Source organism: Bradyrhizobium lablabi (genome assembly GCF_018129385.1).
Taxonomy (GTDB): domain Bacteria; phylum Pseudomonadota; class Alphaproteobacteria; order Rhizobiales; family Xanthobacteraceae; genus Bradyrhizobium; species Bradyrhizobium lablabi_C.
In genome coordinates this window covers 185,706-206,109 of record NZ_JAFCLN010000010.1, presented here as the reverse complement: position 1 = coordinate 206,109, position 20,404 = coordinate 185,706, and the positions used below count along the sequence as shown (strand labels likewise).

18 protein-coding genes are annotated in these 20,404 nt (G+C 63.7%); 10 read left to right on the top strand and 8 right to left on the bottom strand.

Features of this window, described 5'->3' with window-relative positions; genetic code table 11:
* Nucleotides 1-50: 50 nt before the first annotated feature.
* A complete protein-coding gene (locus JQ628_RS20175) occupies nt 51-872 on the bottom strand; it encodes a putative hydro-lyase (RefSeq protein WP_433996147.1) in 822 nt (273 codons plus the stop codon).
* 120 nt (nt 873-992) lie between these two features.
* Between JQ628_RS20175 and JQ628_RS20170 the strand changes: the two genes are divergently transcribed.
* Genes JQ628_RS20170 through JQ628_RS20160 form a run of 3 tightly spaced genes read left to right on the top strand, consistent with a single transcriptional unit; the run spans nt 993 to nt 4,136 of the window.
* Nucleotides 993-1,910, top strand: coding sequence for a LysR family transcriptional regulator (locus tag JQ628_RS20170; protein ID WP_212224775.1), 918 nt, complete (start codon nt 993-995; stop codon nt 1,908-1,910).
* A gap of 33 nt (nt 1,911-1,943) precedes the next feature.
* Nucleotides 1,944-3,194, top strand: coding sequence for a Zn-dependent hydrolase (locus tag JQ628_RS20165; protein ID WP_212224773.1), 1,251 nt, complete (start codon nt 1,944-1,946; stop codon nt 3,192-3,194).
* A 24-nt stretch (nt 3,195-3,218) separates the two neighbouring features.
* Nucleotides 3,219-4,136 carry an NAD(P)-dependent oxidoreductase gene (locus JQ628_RS20160; protein WP_212224771.1) on the top strand — a complete coding sequence of 306 codons (918 nt, stop codon included), beginning with the start codon at nt 3,219-3,221 and terminating at the stop codon, nt 4,134-4,136.
* Between the two features lie 133 nt (nt 4,137-4,269).
* Here the strand turns inward: JQ628_RS20160 and JQ628_RS20155 are convergent, their stop codons facing one another.
* Nucleotides 4,270-5,346, bottom strand: a complete 1,077-nt coding sequence (locus JQ628_RS20155) for a tartrate dehydrogenase (protein ID WP_212224769.1) — start codon at nt 5,344-5,346, stop codon at nt 4,270-4,272.
* 155 nt (nt 5,347-5,501) lie between these two features.
* Here JQ628_RS20155 and JQ628_RS20150 point away from each other — a divergent pair, with 155 nt between their 5' ends.
* Nucleotides 5,502-6,278, top strand: coding sequence for an SDR family oxidoreductase (locus JQ628_RS20150; protein WP_212224767.1), 777 nt, complete (start codon nt 5,502-5,504; stop codon nt 6,276-6,278).
* Nucleotides 6,279-6,400: 122 nt separating this feature from the next.
* Here JQ628_RS20150 and JQ628_RS20145 read toward each other — a convergent pair whose 3' ends face one another.
* Complete coding sequence (locus tag JQ628_RS20145; protein WP_212224765.1) at nt 6,401-7,252, bottom strand: alpha/beta hydrolase; 852 nt, start codon at nt 7,250-7,252, stop codon at nt 6,401-6,403.
* Between the two features lie 103 nt (nt 7,253-7,355).
* On the opposite strand from JQ628_RS20145, the gene JQ628_RS20140 reads away from it, so the two are divergent.
* Complete coding sequence (locus JQ628_RS20140; protein ID WP_212224763.1) at nt 7,356-8,777, top strand: amidase; 1,422 nt, start codon at nt 7,356-7,358, stop codon at nt 8,775-8,777.
* 436 nt (nt 8,778-9,213) lie between these two features.
* Here the strand turns inward: JQ628_RS20140 and JQ628_RS20135 are convergent, their stop codons facing one another.
* Entirely contained in the window at nt 9,214-9,843 is a 630-nt protein-coding gene (locus JQ628_RS20135; RefSeq protein WP_212224762.1) for a TetR/AcrR family transcriptional regulator, read from the bottom strand.
* A gap of 163 nt (nt 9,844-10,006) precedes the next feature.
* On the opposite strand from JQ628_RS20135, the gene JQ628_RS20130 reads away from it, so the two are divergent.
* The 5 genes from JQ628_RS20130 to JQ628_RS20110 all read left to right on the top strand — a co-directional run bounded on the left by JQ628_RS20130 (nt 10,007) and on the right by JQ628_RS20110 (nt 15,009).
* Nucleotides 10,007-10,216, top strand: coding sequence for a ferredoxin (locus JQ628_RS20130; RefSeq protein WP_212224761.1), 210 nt, complete (start codon nt 10,007-10,009; stop codon nt 10,214-10,216).
* Between the two features lie 75 nt (nt 10,217-10,291).
* Nucleotides 10,292-11,491 (top strand): cytochrome P450, encoded by a 1,200-nt coding sequence (locus JQ628_RS20125; protein ID WP_433996150.1) that lies wholly within the window; start codon nt 10,292-10,294, stop codon nt 11,489-11,491.
* A 73-nt stretch (nt 11,492-11,564) separates the two neighbouring features.
* Nucleotides 11,565-12,890 (top strand): MFS transporter, encoded by a 1,326-nt coding sequence (locus tag JQ628_RS20120; protein WP_212224757.1) that lies wholly within the window; start codon nt 11,565-11,567, stop codon nt 12,888-12,890.
* A 9-nt stretch (nt 12,891-12,899) separates the two neighbouring features.
* A complete protein-coding gene (locus JQ628_RS20115) occupies nt 12,900-13,565 on the top strand; it encodes a sulfite oxidase-like oxidoreductase (protein ID WP_212224755.1) in 666 nt (221 codons plus the stop codon).
* A 220-nt stretch (nt 13,566-13,785) separates the two neighbouring features.
* The gene (locus tag JQ628_RS20110; protein ID WP_212224753.1) at nt 13,786-15,009 is read left to right on the top strand and encodes a bifunctional alpha/beta hydrolase/OsmC family protein; all 1,224 of its coding nucleotides are present in this window, start codon (nt 13,786-13,788) and stop codon (nt 15,007-15,009) included.
* Between the two features lie 138 nt (nt 15,010-15,147).
* Here JQ628_RS20110 and JQ628_RS20105 read toward each other — a convergent pair whose 3' ends face one another.
* The 4 genes from JQ628_RS20105 to paaK form a co-directional block, all read right to left on the bottom strand.
* Nucleotides 15,148-16,203 (bottom strand): YeeE/YedE family protein, encoded by a 1,056-nt coding sequence (locus JQ628_RS20105; protein WP_212224752.1) that lies wholly within the window; start codon nt 16,201-16,203, stop codon nt 15,148-15,150.
* 109 nt (nt 16,204-16,312) lie between these two features.
* Nucleotides 16,313-17,332: a quinone oxidoreductase family protein gene (locus tag JQ628_RS20100; RefSeq protein ID WP_212224750.1), complete on the bottom strand. Its 1,020-nt coding sequence runs from the start codon at nt 17,330-17,332 to the stop codon at nt 16,313-16,315.
* 172 nt (nt 17,333-17,504) lie between these two features.
* Nucleotides 17,505-19,031, bottom strand: coding sequence for an indoleacetamide hydrolase (gene iaaH, locus JQ628_RS20095; protein ID WP_212224748.1), 1,527 nt, complete (start codon nt 19,029-19,031; stop codon nt 17,505-17,507).
* Nucleotides 19,032-19,059: 28 nt separating this feature from the next.
* A complete protein-coding gene (gene paaK / locus JQ628_RS20090; protein ID WP_212224747.1) occupies nt 19,060-20,391 on the bottom strand; it encodes a phenylacetate--CoA ligase PaaK in 1,332 nt (443 codons plus the stop codon).
* Nucleotides 20,392-20,404 lie beyond the last annotated feature (13 nt).

Sequence of the window (20,404 nt, the reverse complement as noted above, 5' to 3'; positions counted from 1 at the left end):
AAACGCGCAAGGCGATGGGTAAAGCCTCAAGAAGCGGCATAGGCTGCCTCTCAGAGCACGGCAAGTTGCTTGTTCTTGAGATCGGTCACCAGCATCTGGCCAGGCGCATGCGTGATGGCGAATGGAACCTTTGCGGCCGCGATCACCGCCTGCGGAGTGACGCCGCACGCCCAGAACACCGGGATCTCGTCCGCCTCGACGGGCACGGCATCGCCGTAATCGGGCTTGTTGATGTCGGTAATCCCGATCGCATGCGGATGGCCGAGGTGAACCGGCGCGCCGTGCACGGATGGAAAACGCGAGGTGACCTGCACGGCGCGGATCGCATCGGCCGGCTTGAAGGGACGCATCGAGACGACCAGCGGACCGGCGAAGGGACCTGCGGCGTTGCAGGCGATATTGGTGCGGAACATCGGCACGCGCAAATTACGCTCGACATGGCGGATAGGCAGGCCGTCCTCGAGCAGCGCCTCCTCGAAGGAATAGGAACAGCCGATCACGAAGGTGACGAGATCGTCGCGCCAGTGCGCGAGGACGTCGGTCGGCTCGTCGATCACCTCGCCGTCGCGCCAGACGCGGTAGCGCGGCACGTCGGTGCGGATGTCGAGGTCGATGCCAAGCGCAGGGATACGGGGATCGCCGACCTCGGACATGCCGATGATCGGGCACGGCTTTGGATTGAGCTGGCAGAAGCGGTGGAAGGCGGTCGCGAACTTTTCCGGCAGGATGGCGAGATTGCCCTGGACGTAGCCGTTGGCGAGGCCGGCGGTGGTGGCATCCAGGCCGTTGCGGCAGGCGTGGCGGGCCGCGACGCTGGGCGGCATCTCGGCCGCGGGATCGATAAGCTGTTCTGTTCGCGCAACGCTGATCATCGTCGATCCCGCCCAAGACTTGCTCGACAGCAAGTGGGACACAGGGCTAACATAATGTCTAATCGTAGTTTTTGATCGAGAACGATAAATCAGACTTATCAAGATGCGGGCCGGAAGGGCATGGCGGATTTCAAGGCAATCGAGACCTTCATGTGGGTGGTGACGCTCGGCAGCTTCCGCGGCGCGGCCCAAAAACTCAACACCACGCAGCCGGCGATCTCGCAGCGAATCGCGCAGCTCGAGCAGGAGATCGGCGTCAAGCTGCTCCAGCGCGATCGCCGCATGGTGCTGCCGACGCCGAACGGTCGGCAGATGATGGCCTATGCCGAGAAACTGATCGGGCTGCGTTCGGAAATGCTGGCGGCGGTCGGTGATCAATCGGCGATGCGCGGCGTGCTGCGGCTCGGGGTCGCCGAGACCATCGTGCACACCTGGCTGACGCAGTTGATCAAGAGCGTCAATCGCGCCTATCCGAATCTGACGCTGGAGATCGAGGTCGACATCACCTCGAATTTGCGCACGCGCCTGCTGGCGCAGGAGATCGAGCTGGCCTTTTTGCTGGGGCCGCTGACCGCGACCGGCATCAGCAACCGCGTGTTGTGCGACTATTCGGTGGGATTTCTGGCCGCGCCCTCGCTCGGGCTCGGCAAGGAACGGCTCACAGTGCAGGAACTGGCCAAGCATCCGATCATCACCTTCCCGCGCCGGACGCCGCCTTATGAGATGGTGCGGTCGCTGTTCAACCGGCCGGACCTGCCGCCGATGCGGCTGCACGCCTCCGCTTCGCTCGCGACCGTCATTCACATGGCGATCGAGGGGCTTGGCATTGCCGTGATCCCGACCGCGATCGTGGAGAACGAGATCGCGGACGGGCGACTGCAATTGCTCTCGACCGACCTGCAAATCCCCAAGCTGACCTTTGCGGCGAGCTGGCTGACGTCGCCCGATACGGTTGCGGTGGAACGCGTCGCCGAGATTGCGGCCTCGCTGGCCCGCGGCGGCGTGGTTGTTGACGCGCCGCCCTCGCCGCGTCATTGAATCGGACGCCCTGCCCGCCTCGAAAGTCGCTCAATGACAAAAATCGGATCCAACCTCCAGATCGACTCCGCCCGGCTCTGGGGCGATATCCATGAAACCGCAAAGTTCGGCGCAACGCCCAGGGGCGGCGTGCGGCGGCTGACCCTGGGGCCGGAGGACAAGCAGGTGCGCGATTGGTTCCGTAACGCTTGCGAGGCGGCGGGGCTGGAAGTGCATGTCGATACGCTCGGCTCGATGTTCGGCCTGCGCAAGGGACGCGACATGTCAAAGCTGCCGGTGGGGCTTGGCTCGCATCTCGATACGCAACCGACGGGCGGCAAATATGACGGCGTGCTCGGCACGCTGGCGGCGCTGGAGGTAGTGCGTACCCTCAACGATGCCGGGATCGAGACCGATGCGCCGATCTGCATCTGCAACTGGACCAATGAGGAAGGCTCGCGCTTTGCGCCGGCGATGATGGCGTCCGCCGCCTATGTCGGCGATTTCACCACCGACGACATTTTGTCGCGCAAGGATATTGATGGGGTCACGGTGGCCGAGGCGCTGGATACGATCGGCTATCGCGGCACTGACGCGGTCGGCACGCAAAAATTTTCCAGCTTTGTCGAGTTGCACATCGAACAGGGGCCGATCCTGGAGGCCGAGGGCAAGACCATCGGCGTGGTCGATTCCGGCCAGGGCGTGTTGTGGTACGACGGCAAGATCACCGGCTTCGAGAGCCATGCCGGCTCGACGCCGATGCCGCTGCGGCGGGATGCGCTGGCAACGCTGTCGGAGATCGTGCTGGCGATGGAGACTATTGCCAGGAAGCACGGGCCGAAAGCGGTCGGCACCATCGGGGAAGCCGTGATCGCAAATCCCTCGCGCAACGTCATCCCCGGCGAGATTGCCTTCACGGTCGATTGCCGCAGCGCGGACGGTGCGATCATGGATGCGCTGGACCGCGATCTGCGTGCGGCGGTTGCGGAGATTTCCGCGCGGCGCAAGGTGGACGTGCAGCTTGACCTCGTCTGGCGCAAGCCTCCGACGCATTTCAATGCGAAACTGGTGGACGCGGTGGAGAACGCCGCAGAGATGCTCGGCTATTCGCACCGGCGCATCACGTCGGGCGCCGGGCATGACGCCTGCAATCTCAATACCAAAATTCCGGCGGCGATGGTGTTCGTGCCGTGCAAGGACGGCATCAGCCACAACGAGCTGGAAGACGCCACGCAAGCCGATTGCACCGCAGGCGCCAACGTGCTGATGCATACCGTGCTGGCGCTGGCCGGCGTCGCTTCTTGATAAACGCGAAGAGTGGAGAGTTCCGTGCAGGGTGTTTTTGTCGATGCAAATGAATCGCTCGCTGACATCTTCGAGAAGCTGCAAAAGCCCGGCGATCCCGAGGTGCGCATCCACCGCGACCCCGATATCACGCCGGAGCAATATCCGGAGATTCTGGGCGATGCGGAAATCGCCATCGTCGATCACACCGCGCTGCCGACCCCGATTGCGAAAAAGTGCGGCGCACTGAAGCACGTCGTGTTTCTCGGCACCGGCGCACGCAGCTACATGAACCCGGAAGAACTCGCCGAAACCGGCATCCACGTTCACCTGATCAAGGGCTATGGCGACACCGCGGTGGCGGAATGCGCAATCGCCCTGATGTGGGAAGGCGCGCGGGGCCTTGCCAAGATGGACCGCGGCATCCGCGCCGGCAACTGGCTGCGGGACGATGCCGTGCAGCTCACCGGCAAGACGCTCGGCCTGATCGGCTATGGCGGGATCGCGGCGGAAGTGGCGCGGATCGCGCGCGGCAGCGGCATGCGCGTTACCGCCTGGAACCGGACGCCGAAGAAGAAGGTGACCGGCGTTGAGTTCCTCGAGCTCGACGATCTGCTCGCCGAGAGCGACGTGATCTCGCTGCATCTGCTGCTGAACGACGAGACCCGCGGCTTCGTCTCGCGCGGCTGCATCGAGGCGATGAAGCCGGGCGTGATCTTCGTTAACACCGCGCGCGGCGCCATCGTCGACGAGGAAGCGATGATCGAGGCGCTGGAGACCGGCCACATCCGCCACGCGGGCCTCGACGTCTTCAACATCGAGCCGCTGCCGAAGGATCATCCGCTGACAAGCCTGCCGAACGTGACGTTGTCGGCGCACTCGGCCTTCCGCACGCCGGAAGCGAGCGTGAATCTGATGAGCGCGGCGTGGGATCACTGCCGAAGGATCGCGAAGGGCGGGTAGTCTTGTCGTCCCTGCGAACGCAGGGACCCATAACCACAAGCGAGTGTGGTGAAGCAAGGCCGGCCGATACCTGCTTCTAACCGAAGAGCCGCAGCGTATGGGTCCCGGCTTTCGCCGGGACGACGATGGAGTTTTAGTCCACCATCTCGGCCACGGCTTTGCCGCATGCCGTGGTATCGGCATTGCCGCCGAGATCGCGCGTGCGCAGCGTGCGTTCGCCGAGGGTGCGCTCGATGGCGGCGACGATCGATTCTGCGGCCTGCTTCTCCCCTAAATGCTCGAACATCATTGCGCCCGACCAGATCATGCCGATCGGGTTCGCAATCCCCTGCCCGGCGATGTCGGGCGCCGAGCCGTGCACCGGCTCGAACACGGAGGGGAAATTGCGCTCGGGGTTGATGTTGCCTGACGGGGCGATGCCGATGGTGCCGGTGCAGGCCGGGCCGAGGTCCGAGAGGATGTCGCCGAACAGGTTGGAGCCGACCACGACGTCGAACCAGTCCGGATGCAGCACGAAATTCGCGGTGAGAATGTCGATGTGGTACTTGTCCCACTTCACCTTGGGAAAATTCTTCGCCATCGCCTCCACGCGCTCGTCCCAATAGGGCATGGTGATGGAGATGCCGTTCGACTTCGTGGCCGAGGTCAGGTGCTTCTTCGGGCGCGACTGCGCCAGCTCGAAGGCGAATTTCAGGATGCGGTCGACGCCGGTGCGGGTCATCACGGTCTGCTGCGTGACGAATTCGCGGTCGGTGTCGGGGAACATGCGGCCGCCGACGGAGGAATATTCGCCTTCGGTGTTCTCGCGCACCACCCAGAAATCGATGTCACCCGGCTTGCGGTTGGCAAGCGGCGACGGCACGCCCGGCATCAGCCGCACGGGGCGCAAATTGACATACTGGTCGAACTCGCGGCGGAATTTGATCAGCGAGCCCCACAAGGAAATGTGATCCGGAATTTTCGCCGGCCAGCCGACCGCGCCGAAATAGATCGCGTCATGCTTGCCGATCTGGTTCTTCCAGTCCTCCGGCATCATCTCGCCGTGCTTCTCGTAATAGTCATAGGAAGCGAAGTCGAAATGATCGAATTTTACGGACACGCCGTGCTTCTTCGCGGCCGCCTCGATGACGCGCAGCCCCTCCGGCATCACTTCCTTGCCGATGCCATCGCCGGGGATCACTGCGATCCGGTACTCTTTCTTGGTGCTCATCGAGATATTCCTTGAGGCAGCTTGTTGGTTGGCATTGCAATGGACCAAACCGCGGCCCGACGCAACGTTGCAGTGCAATGTTGACGGCGGCGGACTACCAAAAGAAACTCGCCGCCCCTTCCCCGCCCAAAATTTCCAGCAAGAGAGAACATCCCATGGACCTGCATCTGCGCGGCAAGCGCGTCCTCATCACCGGCGCGTCCAAAGGCATTGGCGCTGCCGCCGCCGAAGCCTTTGCCGAGGAAGGCTGCCATCTGATGCTGGCTGCCCGCAGCGGCGATGCGCTGAAAGTGCTGACCGAACGGCTGCGCTCCACCCACCAGATCGATGCGACCGCCCACGTCACGGACCTGCGCAAGCCGGAGGACATCGCACGGCTGGCGAAGGACGCGGCCGAGATCGACATCCTCGTCAACAATGCCGGCGACATCCCCGGCGGCTCGATCGACAAGATCGATGAAGCGACCTGGCGGCATGCGTGGGAGCTGAAAGTGTTCGGCTACATCAACCTCACCCGCGCGGTCTATGCGCAGATGAAGGCCCGCGGCCATGGCGTCATCGTCAACGACATCGGCGCGGCCGGTGAAAGATTCGATGCCAACTACATCTGCGGCAGCGCCGGCAATGCGGCGCTGATGGCCTTTACCCGCGCGCTGGGCGGCAAGAGCCTTGCCGACAATATCCGCGTGGTCGGCATCAATCCGGGCCCGGTCGGCACCGACCGTCACGTCACGCTGATGAAAACGCGCGCGAAGAACCAGCTTGGCGACGAGAACCGCTACAGGGAGCTTCAGAAGGGCATGCCGCTCGGCCGCCCGGCGCATGCGCGCGAGATTGGCGACCTGATGGCGTTCCTGGCGTCGGACCGGTCGGGGTATACGTCGGGGGTGATCTACACGGTCGACGGCGGGATCAGTGCGGGGTGGGGATAGCGAGCGCAACCACACACTCAACCTCATCCTGAGGAGCCGCGCTCTTGCGCGGCGTCTCGAAGGATGGGCCACGGGCTTTCATCCTTCGAGACGCGGCGAAGATGCCGCTCCTCAGGATGAGGTCAGGCGGCAGTTCGCTCGAACAACTGCCGGATCAGCGTGGTGATGCGGCCCGTTGGCGACTGCAGCTCCTGGAGGATCGTAAAATGGTTTGCGCCAGGAATTTCCTCATATGTCACCGGCAATCCATATCTGGCGCGGTGCCCCGCGAAATCGGCGGTCTGCTTGCGCAGCAGCGGAAGTTCGGCGCTGCCGACGACCAGCGATAGCGGTTTCATCGGCCCGCCTGCCATCTCCATCGGCGCGTTGCGATGTGACATCGCTTCATCCAGCTTCAGTTTTTCGTCGAGATAGGAATGCCTGATTGGCTCGAGATCGTAGATGCCACTGATAGCCATCCCCGCCCGCACGTTCGGGTTCGACAGCGCCATCGAGGTCAGATGGCCGCCGGCCGACCAGCCAGAGACGACGAGTCCGCTTGACGCCGCGCCAAGCGACGGCAACTGCCCGGAGAGGAAATCGATGCCGGCATGAATCTCGGCGACGATCTCGTCGAGCGTGGCGTCGGGGGCCAGCGTGTAGCCGATCAGCGCGACGTTGATGCCATACGCCATCGGCCCTTCTGCAAAGATCGAAAACACTTCCTTGGCCCGCGCCTGCCAGTAGCCGCCATGGATGAACAGCAGCGTCGGCGCCTTTTCGGCCGCCTTGAAGAAATCGATGCGGTTGCGCTCGCGCAGGCCATAGCGAAGATCGAGATGCGCGGGCCTCGCCTTGCGCATCTCGCCGGAGCGTTTTTCCCAGCCCGCAACCATCTCTACGCTGCCGGCGACCGCGACGGTATTGTTGAGGCCGAGGTCAAGTTCCTCCCGGTTCATCTTCCGCCAGTCGGTCGCAGAGAACAGCGTCGTCATTGAAGGGCTCCCGGGGCGTATTTCGAACACGGTTTCCACTTTGCCGGAAAATGTTCTAGAGGACTAGTTGGCCCAAGAAGAAACGGTATGGGGGGAAACTGAAGTGGCTGGACAGGAATTGATACGCGAAACGGCGAGCGCAATCGTCGGCAAGCTCAATAAGGGCGAAGTAACGCCGCTCGATCTGCTCGACGTGCTGGAAAAGCGCATCGCCGAGGTCGACGGCAAGGTCAATGCGCTGCCGACGCTGTGCTTCGATCGCGCGCGCAGGCATGCGACCGAGCTGATGAAGAAGCCGGCCGGACAGCGCGGGCTGCTGGCGGGGATGCCGCTGCCGATCAAGGACCTGTTCAACGTCAAGGGCGTGCTGAACACGCAGGGCTCGCCCATCTTCAAGGACGCCATTTCGGAGTGGTCCGACATCTTCGTCGAGCATCTCGAAGGCAATGGCGGCGTGGTCTACGCCAAATCGAATACGCCGGAGTTCGGCGCGGGCGCCAACACCTTCAACGAGGTGTTCGGCGCGACGCTCAATCCATGGGACATTTCGCGATCCGCCGCCGGCTCCTCCGGAGGTGCTGCCGTGGCGCTCGCCACCGGCATGGCGTGGCTCGCCCACGGCACCGACATGGGCGGCTCCTTGCGCAATCCCGCCAGCTTTTGCGGCATCGTCGGCTTGCGGCCGAGCATCGGCCGCGTCGCGCATACGCTGTCGGCGACGATCGATCGCAATCTCACCGTGCACGGTCCGATGGCGCGCAATGTCGAGGATCTTGCCCTGCTGCTCGATGCCATGAGCGGCGAGTACCCGGCCGACCCGCTGTCGCTGCCGGCGCCGTCCACCACGTTCCTGTCGGCCGCGCGCTCCGGCAGGAAGCCGAAGCGCATTGCCTATTCCCCCGATCTCGGCATCACGCCGGTCGATCCTGAAGTCGCCGCGGTCACGCGCAAGGCCGCGCAACGCTTCGCGGAGCTCGGTGTCATCGTCGAGGAAGCGCATCCCGATTTGCGCGAGGCGCATGAGTGCTTTCAGGTGCTTCGCGCGTTCGATTTCGCGATGACCAAGGAGAAGCTGCTGCGCACCAGGCGCGACCTGCTCAAGCCGGAGGTGATCTGGAATATCGAGGAAGGGCTGAAGCTGACCGTGGAGCAGATTGCGCGCGCGGAAGCACAGCGCGTGGAGATGACTGCGCGCACGGTCGAATTCTTCCGCAGCTACGATTTGCTGCTGGCGCCCGCGACCATCGTGCCGCCGTTCCCGATCGAGAACCGCTACGTTGCCGAATGCGCCGGCAAGAAGTTCGACAATTATGTCGAGTGGCTGGCCATCGTCTACGCGATCACGCTGGCCTGCTGTCCCGCGCTGTCGCTGCCGTGCGGGTTTACCGCCTCGGGATTGCCGGTGGGATTGCAGATGGTGGCGGCGCCGCGTGGCGAGGCGCAATTGCTGGCGGGGGCGAAGATGCTGGAGGATGTTTTGGGCGTGCGCGGCACGACGCCGATCGATCCCAGGGCGCCGAAGTAGCGGGCTCTTTCTTCTGCCTCGCCCCGCTCTTGCGGGGTCGAGACGAGCGAAGCTCGCTCTTAGAGGGTTGGGGTGAGGGGCTGCTTCCACAATCACGGTGAGAGATGGACTCGCGGAGAGTCCCCCTCACCCGGATCACATCTTGCGATGTGATCCGACCTCTCCCCGCACGCGGCAGGGCTATCGCATATGAGCGAGGACTCGATGAGGCGACTTCGTTGTGGCCATCCTTCGAGACGCCCGCCTTTGGCGGGCTCCTCAGGATGAGGTCTTGTTTCGTGGCAAAATCCTAGAACCCTCATGGTGAGGAGCGCCGCCTGCGGCGCGTCTCGAACCATGAAGGCCGGGCTCGCTCACACGCTCAATGGGCCATATGCGATAGCCCTGCCGCACGCGGGGCGAGGTAAGAAAGATCGCCGCCGGTCTCCCTTAAGCGCTACCCGCCGGCTTCCTTGATCGCGACTGACAGCGCGAGTTTCGACTCGCGCACGATGTCCTCGACCAGCTCTTCCACGCTGGTCTGCGCCACTTGCCCCGTGAGCAGGCCCTGCTCGGCCAGCATCACCACGCCATGCAGCGAGGCCCAGATCTTCAGGGCCTGTCGCTCGCGCAGCACGCCGACGGCGGGAGCCTCCAGCGCTTCCACCAGCAGCGCCAGGCTTTCCATCGCGGCGTTGTGAAGCTCGCTGCCCTTGGCGGCGCAGGCCATGGTGCGCGAGGCGAACATCAGGCGGTAGATGCCGTTGCGGCGAAGGCCGAAGGCGAGCGTCGCCTGCGCAAAGCGCGAGAGTTTTGACTGCTTCGACGGGCTTCCGATCGACTCGCGCATCAGCGCATTGAACTGCCGGAATGCTTCCGCCGTGACCGCTTCCAGCAGCGCCTCGCGGTCGGCAAAGTGCCGGTACGGCGCCGGCTGCGAGACACCGAGCTTTTTCGCCAGCGCCTTGAGGCTGATCGCTTCCGGACCGCCCTGTTCCGCGTCCTGCAACGCCGCCTGCACCAGGGCATCGCGGAGATCCCCGTGGTGATAGGTGTCAGGCGGCTTGCGAACCAAACGTGGCGGCATCGGAGCAATATCTAGGACTTTTGACTTGACAGCACAATTGCTGCCGGAATGTAATATGGTATAATTTGACGGCGCGGCCAACGGGCCCTGCTTTAGAAAAACAACAAACTCAAAAAACGCCACACACGCGGGCCAGACTGCGCGCGATCAAAGGGGAACGCTCATGTCCGGAAAACTCAAAATTCACGTCGACCAGGACAAGTGCCAGGGCCACGCCCGCTGCAAGTCGCTTGCCCCCGAACTGTTTGATCTCGACGAATACGGCAATGCCCACGAAGTCGGCGACGGCACGGTGCCCGCCGGCTTCGAGGACAAGGCGTGGCTGGCCCAGACCAACTGCCCGGAATTCGCGATCGAAGTGACCGAGGAATAATTTTCGGAAAATCAAGCTCCCGCCGCCGCAACCGAACAAGAGGAACTTGCCGAGATGTCCGATTCCACCAGTATCATGCCCGAACATCCGCCGGTGAACGACTGGGTGAACGATTTCGACCACACCGATCCGCGCTGGACCGAAAATCCGTTTCCGATCTGGGAAGAGCTGCGGGCGGCGAGCCCCGTGGTGCACACTGCGCGCTTCCTCGGCTGCTACATGCCGACCACCTATCAGGCGGTGAAGGAGATCGCCTACGACACCGAGCATTTCTCCTCGCGGCGCGTGATCGTGCGCGACGTGCGGCCGGAGATCACGGCGAAAGCGCCGCCGATCACCTCCGATCCGCCGGAGCACAAGCCCGCAAAGCAATTGCTGCTGCCGCCGTTCACGCCCGATGCGATGAAGAAGCTGGAGCCGCGGGTGCGTGCGATCTGCAACGAGCTGATCGACGAGTTCATTGCCGACGGCCACTGCGATGCGGCGGCGCGCTACACAAAACACATCCCGGTGCGCGCGATCGCGCATATGCTCGGCATCCCCGAAAAGGACGGTGATCTCTTCATCAAGTGGATTCACGAGATCCTCGAGCTCGGCATCAAGGACGATGCGATCCTGATGCGCGCGGTGCAGGAGATGACCGGTTACTTCGCGGCCCATCTCGAGGCCCGCAGGAAGAACCCGACCGACGATCTGATCACGACACTGATGAACGCGAAGGGACCGGACGGCCAGCCGATCGGCGACGTGCATGTGCTCGGTTCGCTCCGCCTGCTGCTGATCGCCGGCATCGACACCACCTGGAGCGCAATCGGCTCCTCGCTCTGGCATCTGGCGAAGACGCCCGCCGACCGCGAGCGCCTGGTCCGCGAGCCGGAGTTGATCCCGACTGCGATCGAGGAATTCCTGCGCGCCTATTCGCCGGTGACGATGGCGCGCGAGGTGATGAAGGAAACCACTATCAGCGGCTGCCCGGTCAAGCCGAACAACATGGTGCTGCTCTCCTTCCCTGCCGCCAACCGCGACCCCGCGATGTTCCCGGACGCCGACAAGGTGATGATCGATCGCAAGGAGAACCGCCACGCCGCCTTCGGCCTCGGCATCCATCGCTGCGTCGGCTCCAACCTGGCGCGGATGGAAATGCAAGCAGCGATCGAGGAATGGCTGAAGCGGATTCCGGAATTCCGGCTCGATCCCGCCGGCAAGGTTTCATGGTCGGAAGGCACCGTGCGCGGCCCGCGGGCGCTGCCCGTGCTTTTTGGCAAGGCAGGATAGCCACGCCGCTTAGCTCATGATCCCAAAATAAGGTAGCTTGGCCTCCCAAGAATAAGCCGCCGGGAGGCCGGGCATGACCGATCAAGCCATCAGACCTGCGGACAGCGATCATCTCGACATTGCCGATGCCAGGCGGCGTATCAAGGCGATCTTCATCGGCTCGGTCGGCAATCTCGTCGAATGGTATGATTTCTACGCCTATACGGCGTTTGCCCTCTATTTCGCACCGGCGTTCTTTCCGCACAGCGACCCCGTCGTGCAGCAGCTCAACGCCGCCGTGCTGTTTGCCGCCACCTTCCTGATGCGGCCGCTCGGCGGCTGGCTGTTCGGCTTCATCGCCGACCGGTACGGCCGCAGGCTGTCGCTGACGCTCTCGGTGGTCTTCATGTGTTTTGGCTCGCTGATCATCGCGGTGACGCCGACCTACGCCACCATCGGCATCGCTGCGCCTGCGATCCTGGCGGTGGCGCGGATCATCGAAGGCCTGAGCCTCGGCGGCGAATACGGCGCCAGCGCCACTTACCTGACCGAAGTCGCCGATCCCAAACACCGGGGTTTTTATTCAAGCTTTCAGTATGTCACCCTGATCGGCGGCCAGCTCACCGCGATCATCGTGCTGCTGTTGCTGCAACACGTCTTCTTGACGCCGGAAGAGTTGAGGGATTGGGGCTGGCGGATTCCGTTCGCGATCGGCGCGCTGCTTGCGATCGTCGCGGCGGTGATGCGGCGGAACCTGCATGAGACCGAGGCTTTCGAGGAAGCCAAGAAGGTGGCAAAGCCATCGGGCTCGATCAGAGGCCTGCTCAGATATCCGCGCGAGCTGCTGCTGGTGGTCGGCCTTACCGCAGGCGGCACCGCGGCGTTCTACACGTTCACGACCTACATGCAGACGTTCGTGAGACTGTCGGTAGGATTGACCGAGGACCAGACGACGCTCGTCATCTTCGGCTCGCTGGTCTTTGCGACGCTGTTGCAGCCGATCTATGGCGCGATCTCCGACGGCATCGGCCGAAAACCGGTTTTGATCTTCTTCGGCGTTATGGGCACGATTTCGACAGTGCCGATCCTGACCACGCTGAAAGGGACGACATCGCCGTTCATCGCGTTCCTCCTGATCTGCGCCGCCTGGCTGTTCGTCGCCGGCTACACCTCGATCAACGCGGTGGTGAAGGCGGAATTGTTTCCGACCAACGTGCGCGCGCTCGGGGTCGGCCTGCCCTACGCCATTACGGTGTCGCTGTTCGGGGGCACGGCGCCCGCGGTCGCGCTCTATTTCAAGAGCCTCGGCCACGAGCACTGGTTCTACTATTATCTCAGCGGCATGATCTTTCTGTCGCTGATCATCTATTCGACCATGCGCGACACCAAGCATGAATCGGCGATGCACCGCCATGAGTAGCGAGCACCTATGACTGACGAGAACGAACCGCCGCCCGACAGCAAGCTGACGCGCAGCAAGCAGCGCTGGGCACGGGAAGGAAAATTCCTCACCGGCAAGATCGCGCGCCCCGAGGAGCAGCGCCTGCCGCCGGGACAGCATCTGACGCGCGACTGGCCGGTGCTCGACCTCGGCTTGATGCCGGAAATCCCGCGCGAGCGATGGCGGCTGGATGTCTACGGCGCGGTGGACAATCCGGTGTTCTGGACCTTTGCCGAGTTCACGGCACAGCCGCAGACGCAATTCGTTTCCGACATCCATTGCGTCACCACATGGTCGCGTTACGACAATCAGTGGGAAGGTCTCGCCACGCACGACCTGTTGATGGCCTGCCAGCCGCATGACGACGCCCGCTTCGTGGTGCTGCATTCCTATGACGGCTACACTACCAATGTTGCACTGGAAGACTTTGCCGCCGAGGATGCGCTGCTCGCGCATAGCTGGTCGGGCAAGCCGCTCGATGTCGAACATGGCGGGCCGGTGCGCCTGGTGGTGCCGCATCTTTATTTTTGGAAGAGCGCAAAGTGGCTCCAGGCCATCGAATTCCTGACCGAAGACAAGCCCGGCTATTGGGAAGTGCGCGGCTATCACAACCGCGGCGATCCCTGGAAGGAAGAGCGCTATTCGGGGGATTGAGGTAGTATCCGTCATGGCCGGGGCTTGTCCCGGGCATCCACAATTGGCGTCGTCCCTGCGAACGCAGGGACCCATACCGCGTTGTGCTCTCGATTGAAGCGATGTAGCCCGACGCGATCGCAAAACTGGCGCCGGTGGTTATGGGTCCCTGCGTTCGCAGGGACGACGCGACGTGGATGGCCGGGATCGGCCCGTGACGCGGACAATAAGGAGATCATCCGTGCCGACTGAACGCTTTCAATTCGCAAGCTCGGAAGGACACCCGCTCGCCGCAGCGCTGGATACGCCGGACGGGCCAGTCGCGGCCTATGCGCTGTTTGCGCATTGCTTTACCTGCGGCAAGGATGTGCTGGCGGCGCGGCGCATTTCCGCTGCGCTCGCGGCCAAGGGCATCGCGGTGCTGCGGTTCGATTTCACCGGGCTCGGCGGCAGCGGCGGCGAATTCGCCAATTCGACCTTTTCGTCGAACGTCGCCGACCTCGTGCTGGCCGCCGATCATCTGCGCAAGACCCGGATGGCGCCAGCAATCCTGATCGGGCACAGCCTGGGCGGCGCGGCGATCCTCGCGGCGGCTGGAAAAATTCCGGATGCGAAAGCGGTGGTGACGCTGGAAGCGCCGTCCGATCCCGCGCATGTCACGCATTTCTTCAAGGACCGGATCGAGGATATCCGCGCGCAGGGCAAGGTGGAGGTGCAACTGGCCGGGCGGCCGTTCCACATCAAGCGCGAATTCCTCGACGACATCGCCGAGCAGAAACTGATGGAGCAGGTCGGCAAGCTGCACAAGGCGCTGCTGGTGATGCATTCGCCGACCGACGACACCGTCGGCATAGAGAACGCCACCAGGATTTTCCTCGCCGCAAAACATCCGAAAAGCTTCATCTCGCTGCAAGGCATCGATCATCTCATCAGCCAGCGCAGCGATTCGACCTATGTCGCCGACGTGATCGCGGCCTGGGCCGAGCGTTATATCGAGCCCGTAGCGCCGGAGGCCGCCACGGCCTCGGAAGAAGCGCCGCGTCAGGTGGTGGTGCGCGAGACCCGCAACAGCAAGTTCCAGCAGACGGTCGCGGTCGGCCCGCACCGGATGCTTGCCGACGAGCCGAAGGCGGCCGGCGGCGAAGATACCGGTCCCGGCCCCTATGATTTCCTGCTCGCCGGGCTTGGCGCCTGCACCTCGATGACCATGCGGATGTATGCCGACCTGAAGAAATTGCCGATGGACCGCGTCACGGTGACGCTGAGGCACAGCAAGATCTACGCGAAGGATTGCGAGGAATGCGAGACGCGCGACGGCAAGCTCGACCAGATCGACCGGGTGATCGGCATCGAGGGCGAACTCGACGCGGATCAACGCAAGCGGCTGATGGAGATCGCCGACAAGTGCCCGGTGCATCGCACGCTGACGTCGGAAATCAGGATCGTGACGAAAGCGGCGGAGTGAGTATTTTAGCTGTCGTCCCTGCGAACGCAGGGACCCATACCGCGTTGTGCTGTCGATTGGAAAAGGCCATCAGTACCGCCCGCAAGCCATTAAGGCCGCGGCGTATGGGTCCCGGCGTTCGCCGGGACGACGCTGGAGTTAGGCCGTCGCCAGTGGCCGCACCCGCAGCGCGCCGCGCAGGCCCGCGGAGGTGCCGAGCATGATGCCGGCGACCGCGATGAAGGAAGCCAGCGCCAGCGTCGACAGGCCCGTCAACCCCTGCCCGATCGAGCAGCCGAACGCCATCACGCCGCCGGCGCCCATCAGCGCCGCGCCGCCCGCCGAGCGCAGCATGTGGCGCGGCGAGGAATAGCCTTCGAGATGGAAGCGGCCGGTGGATAGCGCCGTGACGAGGCTTCCGGCAAACACGCCGAACACGGTGACGATGCCGAAATTGAGCGTCGAGCCGGTCGACAGCATCATGTATTGCAGCGCATCCGCGATCGGCGCGATGAAGGTCAGCGAAGTGACCGGCACCGGATTGAAATCGTCGGCGCCGAGATAGCCGGTGGCGTACCAGCCGCCGGCGATCAAAAGCCCCATGACAATGCCGGCCAACATCTGTCCGGGCGATTGGCGGAACGGGCCGTAGGCGAAGGCGAAGATGATCAGCGCCGCGGCGATGACCGAGGCGGCGATCATGCGGGCACCGACGGCGCCGAGGCCGAGGGAAGCCAGCAGCGCCGGCAGCGAATTCGTGGCCGCCGTGGTCTGCGATGCGCCGACCATGGCAATGCGCGCCGGCGCGATCAGGCCCTTCAGCGTCATCTGCGCAAAGATCGCCAGGATGATGACGACGACGAGCGAGCGCAGATTGCCCCGGCCAAGCAGCACCAGCGCGCGCGAGCCGCAGCCGTTCGACAGCACCATGCCGTAGCCGAACAACATGCCGCCGAGGAACATGACGGGTGCCGAGAAAGACGGCTGGAGATAGATCGACTTCGAGAGATCGACCAGGCCGGCCGCGGCCAGAATCTGCGAGGCCGCAATCGCCGCCCCCATCGCGAGCGCATAGGTGCGCACCAGCCGCCCGTCGCCGTCCGCCAGCCAGCCGCGCATGCTGCTCATCATGCAGAAGCCGCTGAGCAGGCCAACCGATCCGTAGATCAGGCCGATGGCGAGGGCTGCGAGGATGACGATCTGGGTGGATTCCATGGTGTTCCTACCTACCCGTCATTGCGAGCGAAGCGAAGCGATCCAGCTCTGCCGCTACAAGAAAGCTGGATTGCTTCGTCGCTTCGCTCCTCGCAATGACGGTGAATTATCACGGCCGCAGGATCACGCGGTCGCGTGAGGAGCCTGCTACAGCAACAAAAGCATTCTTCGCTTGTTCCAGCGGATAGATCGCGCTCGCCTTGATCGGAAACGGTTTCAGGTGCCCGCCCGCAAACCCCGGGCCGAGCTCGCGCAAGACATCGCCGGTTGCGACCGAGGACAAGCCGAGCGTGTCGATGCCGACATAAGTGTGCTGGCCGCGGTAAAATTCCAGGATATTGAACTGCACGATGCGGTCGACGGCGGCGATCAGGATCTGGCGGCCGCGCAGCGCCAGCGATTTGTGGGCGGCCTGGAAATAGGGATCGCCCACGGTGTTGTAGACGATGTCGGCGCCCTTGCCGGATGTCGATTCGCGCACGCGCGTGGCGACGTCGGTGGTGGAGGCGTCGATCACCTCGACCGGCGAACTGCTGTGGCCTTGATAGCTTTCCGCCTTGCGCACCACGCCGATGGCGCGGGCGCCGTGCCAGGTTGCGATCTGCACCGCCGCCTGACCGACCTTGCCGTTGACGCCCATCACGAGAACCGTCTCGCCGGGTTTGGGCATGCCGGCGCGGCGCAGGCCTTCCATCGCGGTGACGAAGGGAACGCCGATGCCGGCCGCCTCCTCCCACGAGATGCTCTTCGGCTTTTCGACCACAGCCGCGCGCTCGACCACGAGGTGCGTGGCGTGGGTGCCGTCGCGGCGGATGCCGAGATCGCCGGAGGAGCCAAACACCTCGCGGCCAATCCAATCGGAGGGGCCATCGAGCACGACGCCGGCATAGTCGCGGCCGGAGGTGCGCGGGAAAACGGCGTAGGGCATCAGGCCGGTGGCGGCCTTGACGTCGGAGGGATTGACGGCGGCGGCCTTGATCTCGATCAGCAGGTCGTTCTCGCCGCGCGACAGCTTATGACGCTCGACGAGTGGCTCGATTGCGGCCGGATTTTCAGCCTTCGCGAGCAAGCGAACGCAGCGCGCGTCGACGGTAACGGGTCGGACATCAGTCCGGCGAGCGATATTCATCACAGCAATCCCAGACCCTCATCCTGAGGAGCGCGCACAGCGCGCGTCTCGAAGGATGAAGGCCACAGCGGGGCCTCAATGGTTCGAGACGCCTGCTGCGCAGGCTCCTCACCATGAGGTTACCTAGCCTTTCCACTGCTTGCGGTAAACTCGCTCCAGGCCTGAAACAAGCCTAGATCTTCGGTGGCGGCGCCGAGCCCAAAATGGCTTCGATCGACATGCCGAGCCCCAGCAGCCTGGCGTCGCTGCCGACCGGACCGTCGATCTCGAGACCGACCGGGAGACCGGCCGGCGTCATCCCGGCATAGAGCGACAGGCCGGGCAGGCCGGCATTGCTGCCGGGATCGGTGTTGCGGAGCATCGTGTTGAAGGTCGGCACCGGTGCGCCGCCATTGATCGACATCTCGCCGGAGCCCTTTTCCGCATCGATCGGCGGCGCGGGCGCAATAGTCGTCGGAAACAGGATGGCGTCCAGATTGTTGTCGCGGAAATAGGCCGCATACATTTTCTGTAGCGCCGGCCGATGCACCGTGATGGCGTCCTGATATTGGCCGCCAAAGGCGTCGGCGGTGATGGCGTCGAACGCGCCCTTGACGTCGGGGCTGGCGATCTTGCCTGCAATATCGGCCAGCGTGACGTCGGTGATGCCGGACGCCGAAAGATAGGCCGGAATGTCGGCGATCGGCTCGTGCAGCGCGACCGGGAACGATACCTTCGCATTGAGTTCGAACAGGGCGGGCATGTCCACATCGACCAGAACCGCGCCGGCAGCAGCGAGCTTTTCGCGCGCCGCCCTGGTCACGGTTTCGAGGTCGCGGTCAAGCCCGCTCCAGAAAGCCGCAGGAATGCCGAAACGCTTGCCGCTGAGCGGCTCGGCCTTCGCCATCGGCGTCGCGGTGATGACGGAATCGAGCAGCGCTACGTCGGCGACCGTGCGGCCCATCGGGCCGACGGTGTCGCGGGTATGGCTGATCGGCACCACGAGATTCTTGTCGTCATAACGGCGCTCGGCGCCGCCATTGCCGACCGACGGCCGCAATCCCACGACGCCGCACAGCGCGGCGGGCACCCGGGTCGAACCGCCGGTGTCGGATCCCAGTCCGCAAGTGACGATGCCGGCGGCGATCGCCGCCGCCGTCCCGCCGGAGGAGCCGCCGGGAATCCGCGTCTTGTCATAGGGGTTTTTGACCGGACCTGCGAAGGACGCGAGGTTGGTGCTGGTGATGCCGAATGCCATCTCATGCATATTGGCCTTGCCGATCATGACAACGCCGGCCTTCAACAGCCTTTCCAGTGACGGCGCATTGCGGTTCGGTTGCGCCTTCTGCAACGCAGGGGTACCGGCGGACGTCGGCATATCAGCGGTGTTGATGTTGTCCTTGACGACGATCGGAAGACCGGCCAGCGGCAGCGGGCCGCGTGAACCCTCATCAATCTCGGCGGCCGCCGCGGTCGCAGGATCCTTGTTCAGGATAATCAGCGCATTGAGGTCCCTGACCTGTTCGGCGCGTGCGATTGCAGCCCTGGTCACGTCGATGGCCTTGACCTTCTTGTCCTTGATGGCGGCGACGATTTCGGTGGCGGACATTGAGCTGGGATTGGCCATGGCTGACGTCACGCCTCCAAGCGAGGGAAGGACCGTGCCGGCTGCAAGACCGGCCGACGATTTCAGGATGTCACGGCGCGATAGATGGGACATGAGCGCATCCTTGCATGAAGATATGACATTAGCCTTTCGGCCGCTTGTCGAACACCCGTTTTGCCTTGCCGAGCGAGCGTTCGAGGGTTTCCGGGGCCACGGCGCGGATCTTTGCCGAAATGCCGATGGTGTTCTTGATGAAGGCCGCAACCTTCTCGGTGTGGGCGGTCAAGCCGCTGCCGTCCCAATGCTCGGGGCGGGCTTCGGCGAGTACGGTCATCTCGTCCATGCGGCCTTCGCGCGTGAGCTCGATGATGAAGTGGCCGCCGCACCAGTCGGTCGCCAGCAGCGCCTCCTCGATCTGGGTCGGGAAAACGTTGACGCCGCGCAAAATGATCATGTCGTCGGAGCGTCCCGTGACTTTTTCCATCCGCCGCATGCCCGGCCGCGCGGTGCCCGGCAACAGCCGCGTGAGATCGCGGGTGCGGTAGCGGATGATCGGAAAAGCTTCCTTGGTGAGCGAGGTGAAGACAAGCTCGCCCTTCTCGCCGTCGGGCAGCACTTTTCCGGTCTCGGGGTCGATGACCTCGGGGTAAAAATGGTCTTCCCAGATGTGCAGGCCGTCCTTGGTTTCCACGCATTCCTGCGCCACGCCCGGGCCGATCACTTCGGAGAGGCCGTAGATGTCGGTGGCGTCCATGTCGAAGGCCTGCTCGATCTCGGCGCGCATCGCGTTGGTCCAGGGCTCGGCACCGAAGATGCCAAACTTGAGCGACGACTTTCGCGGATCGAGCTTTTGCTTCCTGAACTCGTCGAGGATGGCCAGCATGTAGCTCGGCGTCACCGTGATGATGTCGGGGCGAAAATCGTTGATGAGCTGCACCTGCCGTTCGGTCATGCCGCCGGACACCGGCACCACCGTGCAGCCGAGCCTTTCAGCGCCGTAATGCGCCCCCAAGCCGCCGGTGAACAGACCATAGCCATAGGCATTGTGCATGATCATGCCGGTGCGCCCGCCCGCAGCGCGGATCGAGCGCGCCATCACGTCGGACCACACGTCGATATCGGCCCGGGTGTAGCCGACCACGATCGGCTTGCCCGTGGTGCCGGAGGACGCGTGCACGCGCACCAGCTTTTCTCGGGGCACGGCGAACATATTGAAGGGATAATTGTCCCGCAGGTCGGTTTTGACCGTGAACGGAAATTTGGCGAGATCGGAAAGCTGCCTGAAGTCGGAGGGATGCACGCCGGCGGCGTCAAAGGCCTTCTTGTAATGCGCGACATTGTCGTAGGCGTGCTTCAGCGACCAGCCGAGGCGCCTGATCTGTAGCGCCATGATCTCGTCGCGCGAGGCGCGCTCGGCATCGTCCATCTCGGGGCGATAGCCGCCGTCCTTCACTGCCAGCTTGCTCGAAGCCATTCTTGCGTTCCCT